We start from the raw sequence: 8,892 nt of genomic DNA, 5'->3' as shown, positions 1-8,892 counted from the left end.
CTCGGGCAGGTGCGGCAGATTGCAACGGTGCTCGACTGCTCGCGCCCGTTCATATCCGGGATGACGGCCTCGAGTAGTACTCGGCTCTCGTGTACGGTAAGCGTCACGCTGCGTCCTAACTTCATCGATTTAGAGGAAGGAACTGGCCCTCGTTTTCTGAACCTTGTTCGGACAACCAGAAACTGCGAATCCTGTCGGTGAATTTTAGGGGTGTGTCCAATCGCACGCTTATCGGACCGTCCAGTCACGTATCCGGGAATCCAGCTCAGAGACTGAATTTCTTCAGCATCCTTTGTTTTTCAAACTCACAATGATTCCGCCAAAGCATTATTATCAAATCGTCCATCTTTTTTCGTTCGAACAAAGACTCCAAGTGCGTGGCGAATATCGATATATTGGAAAAACACCAAGCGCATCCGGTTCTCAACGTCGAGGCGAACAGGTTCGCCGACGCCGGTGCAACGGTATCGTTTGGCGACGTCCAGAAGATTCCGCTCAATTCCGCACGGCTACTGAGAAACTCGGCAATGGACATGGAGCGCTCTACAATCGCGTATTCATGGCCATCTTGATCGACAACCGCCCGGCTCAACTTGTACAGCCGGTCGCTCTCGTAGTCCCACGCTTCCCGTTCGTCGAAGGCGTTTCTGCCTCACAGGACCGCGTACGTTGCACCACCCGCGATCAGCCTGTTGATGTTGTGACGTCCTCGTTGCGTGCAACCTTTGCGAGCTTCCGCCACGACGGCGGAGTCGATACCTCGGATCCGTGCAGTCCGACAACGTCTGCCGTCGCTTCTCCTACAGCTTCAATACCATCGCATTCCCGCCGTACGCATCCCATGACCAAGTTCCTGCCGACTCGTAGGTATGAATGTCAGATACGCGGTTCTCGTGAGGCGTATCTTATGCAAGCATTTCTCTCACACTACCGGCCGGATCCGTCAGCGCTACGCGTTGCCCAGACATCACATGAAGCGGCACGTCGTCGCAACGTACACCTAGAACACTGCGGCACATGTTAGGGCCGGACAGTTGCTGCTGATGCTTGGGAACAATTTTGATATGCCTAATGACTCTTCTGCCTTACCTGCCAACTATGCCCGTTAACTGATAGAGCCCGTTCAACCCCTTGACGCAACCGGGCAGAGATATTGAGAAAGACCGTACGATGTAGCCGCAATCTTCAACGCCCGCCGTCCCCGTTAGCCCGAGGGGCGACGCCATATCGCCACAGTTCGACCTGCCGGTAGTTGAAAGAGGAAGCTCCCTACGCCGCTCGGCGTAGGGAGCGCGTCCCACTTACCTGTTCAATGATGCAAATACGGTTCGCTGTCAGCCGGCGCTACATCGCCCCGATTCCCACATTGTGAGGTCCCGCTGATCACCTCACCATAGGAAGCCTGTGTATTGCCGCCCGCTACCGTGCCTGCATGAATCTTCGCTTCCGCGGCCTGAATGTCTGCCGGATAATAGACACTGCCCCTGCTCGGAGAATAGCCTGCCTTTTCGAGTGCGACCAGTTCAGCACGCACTTGCTCACGCGTGATCGGGGTACCTCCTTCCTGTGCGCTTGCAAATACCGGCAGAGCCAGCGCGAGACCAATAACCAGATTGGCAATCTTGAAGATCATTTTCGTGCTCCTGTACATCAATGAAAGTTTGGATAAGCGAAACAAAATGCCGTAGTGCGGAATGTTTTAGCCTACGATTCCTCAACAGACATTTGCTAAATGGGGTCTATGTGGCTTTAGTCCGTGGATATGCAGTGCCACTAGGTTCCACCCTTTGGCCTATCCACTCATTGACCTTGACGATATTTTCGGCAACGCTGGACAAAACTTCTACGTACATCAGGGCATATCTGTCATATCGTCGCAGCATCGCATGTCTCGGATGACTCGTCGGGGCGTTGTCACATTGCCGGATCTGTCGCGTAAGATCGTGTGATCAAGAATGCTAAATCGCTTGGTCACGGCCACCGCATTCCGGCTGTCCGTCATTGGTTGCGCTGTACGCTGGCATTTTCGCTTTCAGTTGAGCGTGCGCGACATTAAAGAGTTGTTCTTTGAACGCGGAGTGATCGTCAGCGACGAAACGATCCGGCGCTGGGCCGACAAGTTCGGCGCGGGCTTCGCGCATCGCGTCAAGGCTGCCCGTTGCAAGCTGGGCTCGACCTGGCACCTCGAAAAATGTTCGTTACACTGTGCGGCGAGCCCTATCTGCAGTGACGAGCAGTCGATCAGCATGGCGTCGAACTCGATATCCTGCGGCAAAGGCCGAGACCCCGGAACTGACCAACGTCAAGCAGGTCTTCGTCAAAGCCGGTGCCCAGGCTAACAACCGCGCTGAAAACAGCTACCAGCCTACACGTGAACGCGAGCGACACATGCATGGTTTTCGTGATCGCAAACGCACGTAAGCTTTTCTGTCAAGCTTCGGACCGATCCGGCAACACTTCGCGCTGAAGCGCCATCTACTGCGTGCGTCGCTCTACCGAGAACAACTCGGCGAACGTTTTTCCGCGCGGCATCGTTTAACCGAACTTAGCCGAAATCCGTCTGATTTTTGAGGAAAAATCAGTCTACCGAACTACTGCGAGTCCAACACTTTAATGTGACAACGCCTTCACCAGATCGGAGTTCCGTCCGCGTTGACAGCTACAATAATGGTCCGCCTGCTCCTGCTGCACAGATACGCGCTCTTACGCTTGGAGGCGGCCCGTGAAATCACAGCGCCTGCCGCGGAGCCTCGACGGTAGCGAGCAGTGCATACGGACGTCTTACCTTTCTACCTTTGTCAATCGGAGACGCCTTGGATTCGCAAAGCCAGCAAAAACTTGAGCTCCTTGAGCAAGCTTTCAATTCAGCACCTGTAGGCCTTCTGATCGCCAAGCAGCGAATCGTCTTTTTCTACAACACGGCTTTTTCAGAAATGTTTGGGTACGGACCTGATGAACTCTTCGGGCACTCGCTCGACCGTTTATATCCGTCTGTCGCCGAATTCGAGCACATCGGCGAGCGAGCCACCGAGATCATGCAAAGAGACGGCCGTTACAGTGACGAGCGCATCATGCGTCATCGCAGCGGACGCCTGTTTTGGTGCCATGCGACGGGGCGCGCCTCAGATCCAAAGGCTCCGCTTGCGTCGGCCACCTGGGTTTTCGAAGATATCTCGAAGGAACGGCCAGTCACGGCTGAATTGACCGTTCGTGAACGGCAAATTGCCCGGCTCCTCGTCGAAGGCAAGTCGAGCAAGCTCATTGCAAAAGAGCTCGAAATAAGTCCTCGGACGGTTGAAGCCCACCGGGCGCGGCTCATGCGAAAACTGAACGCACATACCACAAGTTTGCTCGTCGCGAAGTTAATTGGACGTTCCGATACTTGATAACCTAGACCACCAAGCTTGCCACCATTGATTGCATTGAAGTAGGGCTCGCATAAATCGAAGTTAGCGATTTCCTGCTCTAAGGGTCCCTAGACCGAATGGCACTTACTTAACCCAGCATGGAGGAGAAGACGCGGGTAAGTGCTTGAAGAGAAAGGGAGGGGGCTGATCCGAGGATTGATACGATGGTTGTTACCAGGCAAACACCGTCTCATTCCAAAGAACAGCCCCCATGGATCGTAATGCACGAAGTCATCACAGGCAAACACGAAGCAGCGTTCAAAGCCAGGCGCGCAAGGCACAGGCCGTCGACTACTTCAACATACTGACGAGCCCGGAGCTGTTGGACATAACGGAAGCGTATTTGCCAGAACATCGGGAACGGCTGTATCCGCCGACGGTGACACTGTCGCTGTTCATGCGCCAGGCGCTGGAAGAGGACGCCTCCTGTCAGAAGGCGGTCAACGGGTGGGCCGCGCAGCGAGCTGCCGACGGGCTGCGACCCATGAGTGTGCGTACGGGAGGCTACTGCCGCGCTCGCCAGAGACTGCCGCTGACGATGGTGCGGGAGTTGGCGCGCGAGACGGGGCGTCAACTGCATGAGCAGGCCAGGCCCGCCTGGAAGTGGCGCGGGCGGCCGGTCAAGCTGGTTGACGGCACAGGAATCTCGATGCCCGATACGCCGTCGAACTAGGCCCGCTTCCCGCAGTCCAGTTCTCAGGCCGAAGGAGTGGGATTTCCGTTAGCCTATCTGGTTGCGGTGATCTGTCTGGCAAGCGGCGCAGTGCTGGAGGCGGGTGTCGGCACGTACGCGGGCAAAGGCAGCGGGGAGCTGACGGCGTTTCGCATGCTGCAAGATACGTTTTGTAAAGGTGATGTGATCGTCGCCGATGCCTTGTACTGCCACTACTTTCTGATGGCCTCAATGATCGCCGCCGGAGTGGATGTCGTGATGGAACAGCATGGGGCGCGCCGCACGGACTTCCGGCGAGGCAAGTCGCTGGGCATGCGCGATCACATTGTGACGTGGCCCAAACCCCGGCAGCGTCCCGACTGGATGACGCGTGAGCAGTACCAGGCCTTCCCCGATGAACTGATGGTGCGCGAGTCCAGGCTGCATCACCGGGTGCTGGTCACCACAATGCTTGATGCACGCAAGACCAGCAAACAGGACCTCTCGCAGTTGTACGCCAGGCGCTGGAACGTGGAACTGGATCTACGTAACATCAAGACGACGATGGGTATGGACGTACTACATTGCCAGACTGCCCACATGAACGAGAAGGAGATCTGGGTCCATCTGCTGGCCTATAACGTGATTCGGTTGCTGATGGCGCAGGCCGCGAGCCACTATGCCACCGATCCGAGAACACTGAGTTTCAAACACACCGTGCAGTTATGGACTGAATGGCTGGCCCGAGGTCTGACAGCAACCCACGACCAGAGTCTCCTGTTCAACCTGATCGCACAGTCTTGCGTTGGGAATCGCCCCAGTCGCATCGAACCACGAATGCGGAAACGAAGACCGAAGTCTTACCCATGGCTGAAAGAGCCTCGTCACATCGCACGCGAGCGCGTCCGAAAATATGGACACGCTCCACGGGCTTAAGTAAGTGCCATTCTCCCTAGACCCCGTACCCTCCATGGGCGCGAGCCACTGCGCGCGTGCTCGACCCAAGTTGCGTGCTTGCGCGCGGCTAAATCCTGAGGAGGGCTTTGTCCTCCAATTCCTCCAGGCCGGTGACCGTCTGCAGCGTCTTGAACATGAAAACTTCAGAACCGAAAGGAGGATTGGGACGCGACCTGCTCTTGAACACGACTTTACCTGAATCGACAGGCGTCGAATGGCGCGCCGGTTTTCGCACGAAGCTCGTCCAGAGTAACCGTAGGCCCCATCTCTTCAAGCTCGAGACCTTTTGGTCCCACACTGAAAACGCAAAGGTCCGTGATAATGCGACTGACGACGCCTTTACCGGTTAGCGGCAGTGAACATTTCTTGAGAATCTTCTTCTCCCCTGTCTTCGTGACGTGCTCCATCATGACGACAACACGCCCAACGCCCGACACGAGATCCATCGCGCCCCCCATGCCCTTGATCATCTTGCCTGGGATTAGCCAGTTGGCAAGGTCACCGCTTCCACTCACCTGCAGTGCGCCGAGGATCGCAACGTCGATGTGACCGCCGCGGATCATCGCAAACGAGTCAGCTGACGAAAAGATTGACGATCCGGGAAGGGTCGTCACGGTCTGCTTCCCGGCATTGATAACGTCTGCGTCGACCTCGACTTCTGTAGGCATCGGTCCGATGCCGAGCAGTCCATTCTCCGACTGCAGCCAAACCTCCAGACCGTCCGGAATATGATTTGCGACCAGCGTCGGAAGACCAATCCCAAGATTGACGTAATACCCGTCCTTGAGCTCTGAGGATGCCAGTGCAGCCATTTCGTCCCGATTCCAGCTCATTTTGCCTCTCCCTGCACCCTGACTACCCGTTTTTCAATTCGTTTTTCCGGATTCGCATTGACGACGATTCGCTGCACAAAAATACCTGGAGTATGGATCTGATCCGGGTCGAGTTGACCCACGTCGACAATCTCCTCGACCTCAGCGATCGTAATTCTAGCGGCCATCGCGCAAAGCGGGTTGAAGTTACGAGCAGCACGCCTGTAGATCAGATTGCCGGTTTTGTCTGCCTTCCATGCTTTGACCAACGCAAGGTCCGCAAGAAGAGCATGCTCCATAACGTAGGACTTTCCGCCGAACTCCCGTACCTCCTTCCCTTCGGCGATTGATGTTCCATACCCGGTTTGAGTATAGAAGGCCGGGATGCCAGCCCCTCCCGCCCTCAACCTCTCAGCAAGCGTGCCCTGCGGGGTGAACTCAAGGTCCAGTTCCCCAGCCAGATATTGACGCTCAAACTCACGATTCTCGCCAACATAAGACGAGATCATTTTCTTGATCTGACGGGTCTGCAGTAGAACGCCAAGACCAAAATCGTCGATACCAGCATTGTTGCTGATGCAGATCAACTCCCCGACTCCCAAATCCTTAACACCTTCAATCAGCGCCTCAGGGATTCCGCATAGCCCAAATCCGCCGACAGAAAAAGTCTGTCCTTTGCTCAGTACGTCACGAAGCGCATCGACGGCCGACTCATACACGCGGTTCATACATGCCCCTCCAGAATACAAAGGTGTGTATGGGCGGACCTGAACCGAAAAGCGGCTACTTCCTGGTACTGTTCGGAGAAGTAGAACTCCTTCGCGCGCTCGAAGGTCTCAAACTCGAGGAGCACCACCCGCTTGACCTTTCGATCTCCCTCGATCACCTCTGGCCGATCGGTCGCCACGAGAAATCGTGCTCCATAGCTCTCCAGAACCGAACCGACTTTCTCCATGTATTCAGAGTAGAACACTGCTTCGTCGAACACATCCAGTTCAGCTATCAAATAGCCACGCGCTGCCATATTCTTTCCCTTTGAGACAATCGTTAATCTAGGTCCAAAGTAAAGTTCGGTCACTTCAGCCGTTCAAGGATGCTCACGTAGCTTGTGACTGCTGAACCACCCATGTTGAATACACCGCCCAGTTCAGCCCTGGAAAGCTGCATCTCTCCTGCCTCACCACACAATTGCATCGACGATACGACGTGCATGGACACGCCTGTTGCACCAATTGGATGACCCTTCGACTTAAGTCCACCAGACACGTTGATTGGAAGTCGCCCCTCCTTCTCAACCAACCCCGACTCAATTGCTTTAGCGCCCTCCCCGCGAACTGCCAATCCCATCGCCTCGTAAGAGAGCAGTTCAGCAATGGTGAAGCAGTCGTGAACCTCCGCGAACGACAGATCGTTGACCCCGATACCTGCCTGTTGTAGCGAAGTGTTCCAGGCTCTACTAGGCCCTTCGAACGCAATGGCATCTCGCTTCGACATCGGAAGGAAGTCGCTGACGTGCGCGCGACCCCGAAAGCGGACGGCCTTTTTGAAGTCGGAAATGAGGTCTTCACTAGCAAGCACAAGCGCCGCAGCGCCGTCCGACACTAGCGAACAGTCGGTTTTTCGCAATGGCCCTGCAATTAAAGGATTACGATCCGATACGGTGTTGCAAAACTCGAAACCCAAGTCCCGCCGCATATGCGCGAACGGATTACTCATGCCATTTCGGTGATTCTTGGCCGCGATGCGCGCAAGCGCCTCTGACTGGTTGCCGTAGCGGTCGAAATATTGCTGTGCAACGTGACCGAAGATGCCCGCGAATCTGCCATCGATGGTAGCTTCCTCTTTCACATAAGAGCAGTTACCCAGAATCCGCGTCGCCTCGTGCCCCGGCACGGCAGACATCTTCTCCGCACCGACAACCAGTGCGATTCGCGCGGCGCCGGACTCAATGGCCTGAGCCGCTGAATAAATTGCGGCAGAACCTGAAGCACATGCGTTCTCGACCCGCGTGGCAGGTTTCCAGCGCAGACCTTCGTCCGACTGCATCACCAGCGATGAGTTGAAAATCCCTGATTCGAACCCTCCGTTCAGATTTCCCAACCACACGCCGCCTACTTCTTGCGCTGACACCCCTGCGTCGGTCAACGCGTTGCGTGATACGGAGGCGATTAGGCCTTCCAGATCGAGGTTGTCAAATTTTCCAAATGGAGAGTGAGACCATCCGACAATGACTGCACCCATAACGCCTCCGGTTTGATTACGGAGAGAATCTACACTCAGGCACCGTCCTTAAACAGACGAAGAATTACGTCAGGGACAACCCTTAAGCGACACCTTCCCGTCTTAGTCCTCTAAAGGAACGCTTTGGTTCGAACTCGCCTCTCTCACAGTCGGAACTTCGGTTGATTCCAGAAGAACGAAACCAGCCCTCAACGCGTCGCAGCACTGATGAGCGGACGTACAGAAAGTTGGCAGAGAGGCAAGCGGGTCAATGCGCATCGCTTGTACAGCATTGGTGGTCCTCGTCGCCTGTTTCTGTCGGATGTCTTCTAGTGGCTCGCATCCCGGAGAACGATCGTTTGCAGAAGGCCACGTCTTAACACGTGTTTTGATGGAAGTCAGTTGTCTTCATCGACGCTGATGCGATCTCAGGGATTCTTCTTTTTAGCACCGCGCTAGGTATAGACACTAGCGTAATTTTGCGACTGCCTTAGGGGGGCCGCCCATATTAGATTGAGTGCGACTGACAACAGCCTCGAGAGGCTCCGATAGCCGCCGCCTGCGAGCTCCGCCGTTTTGCGGCGGCCAATCTGACCGCAATCGGAAGAAACCGGCGACGGACGATGGTCTGGCATCCGGTCAGTGTCGACATGATTAAATAACTAGCTAGGAGACAGAAGATGTTTAAGCCATCTTTTCAATCGTCGTGCGACTCCCGAATGACTGCGGGGTTAGCGAAACCGACCATGTTCGCGAAAAAAACAGAGACATTCTGGACAACACTTGGTTCAAACCGGGTTACTAAGAGGTGGCCCCGGAAATCTGGACAGTCGGTTAGGTGGAG

General features: G+C 55.4%; 6 protein-coding genes and 2 pseudogenes. 3 read left to right on the top strand and 5 right to left on the bottom strand.

Annotated features, from left to right (window positions below; translation table 11 throughout):
* Positions 1–1,309: 1,309 nt before the first annotated feature.
* Entirely contained in the window at positions 1,310–1,633 is a 324-nt protein-coding gene (locus P0D96_RS46890; RefSeq protein ID WP_408321038.1) for a DUF4148 domain-containing protein, read from the bottom strand.
* Between the two features lie 315 nt (positions 1,634–1,948).
* On the opposite strand from P0D96_RS46890, the pseudogene P0D96_RS46885 reads away from it, so the two are divergent.
* The 3 genes and pseudogenes from P0D96_RS46885 (at position 1,949) to P0D96_RS46875 (ending at position 4,995) form a co-directional block, all read left to right on the top strand.
* Positions 1,949–2,571, top strand: a pseudogene (locus P0D96_RS46885) (transposase family protein).
* A 242-nt stretch (positions 2,572–2,813) separates the two neighbouring features.
* On the top strand, positions 2,814–3,386 hold the full coding sequence (locus tag P0D96_RS46880; RefSeq protein WP_408321037.1) for a LuxR C-terminal-related transcriptional regulator: 573 nt from the start codon (positions 2,814–2,816) through the stop codon (positions 3,384–3,386).
* Positions 3,387–3,618: 232 nt separating this feature from the next.
* Positions 3,619–4,995, top strand: a pseudogene (locus P0D96_RS46875) (IS4 family transposase).
* 212 nt (positions 4,996–5,207) lie between these two features.
* Here P0D96_RS46875 and P0D96_RS46870 read toward each other — a convergent pair.
* The 4 genes from P0D96_RS46870 to P0D96_RS46855 are packed head-to-tail and all read right to left on the bottom strand — an operon-like array spanning position 5,208 to position 8,069.
* Positions 5,208–5,849, bottom strand: a complete 642-nt coding sequence (locus P0D96_RS46870) for a CoA transferase subunit B (RefSeq protein WP_408321035.1) — start codon at positions 5,847–5,849, stop codon at positions 5,208–5,210.
* Positions 5,846–6,556, bottom strand: a complete 711-nt coding sequence (locus tag P0D96_RS46865; RefSeq protein WP_408321033.1) for a CoA transferase subunit A — start codon at positions 6,554–6,556, stop codon at positions 5,846–5,848. The genes P0D96_RS46870 and P0D96_RS46865 overlap by 4 nt, the downstream gene beginning before the upstream one ends.
* A complete protein-coding gene (locus P0D96_RS46860; RefSeq protein WP_408321031.1) occupies positions 6,553–6,852 on the bottom strand; it encodes a DUF1330 domain-containing protein in 300 nt (99 codons plus the stop codon). The genes P0D96_RS46865 and P0D96_RS46860 overlap by 4 nt, the downstream gene beginning before the upstream one ends.
* A gap of 50 nt (positions 6,853–6,902) precedes the next feature.
* Positions 6,903–8,069, bottom strand: a complete 1,167-nt coding sequence (locus P0D96_RS46855) for an acetyl-CoA acetyltransferase (RefSeq protein ID WP_408321029.1) — start codon at positions 8,067–8,069, stop codon at positions 6,903–6,905.
* Between the last annotated feature and the right edge of the window lie 823 nt (positions 8,070–8,892).

This window comes from Paraburkholderia sp. RL17-347-BIC-D (genome assembly GCF_046027915.1).
Taxonomy (GTDB): domain Bacteria; phylum Pseudomonadota; class Gammaproteobacteria; order Burkholderiales; family Burkholderiaceae; genus Paraburkholderia.
Note: the sequence above shows the minus strand (reverse complement) of the source record. Positions and strands in the feature narration are given on the sequence as shown.

Coding starts and splice junctions, on each gene's coding strand:
- P0D96_RS46865 (WP_408321033.1), bottom strand. CDS start 6,556: ATGAACCGCGTGTATGAGTCGGCCGTCGATGCGCTTCGTGACGTACTG.
- P0D96_RS46890 (WP_408321038.1), bottom strand. CDS start 1,633: ATGATCTTCAAGATTGCCAATCTGGTTATTGGTCTCGCGCTGGCTCTG.
- P0D96_RS46870 (WP_408321035.1), bottom strand. CDS start 5,849: ATGAGCTGGAATCGGGACGAAATGGCTGCACTGGCATCCTCAGAGCTC.
- P0D96_RS46855 (WP_408321029.1), bottom strand. CDS start 8,069: ATGGGTGCAGTCATTGTCGGATGGTCTCACTCTCCATTTGGAAAATTT.
- P0D96_RS46860 (WP_408321031.1), bottom strand. CDS start 6,852: ATGGCAGCGCGTGGCTATTTGATAGCTGAACTGGATGTGTTCGACGAA.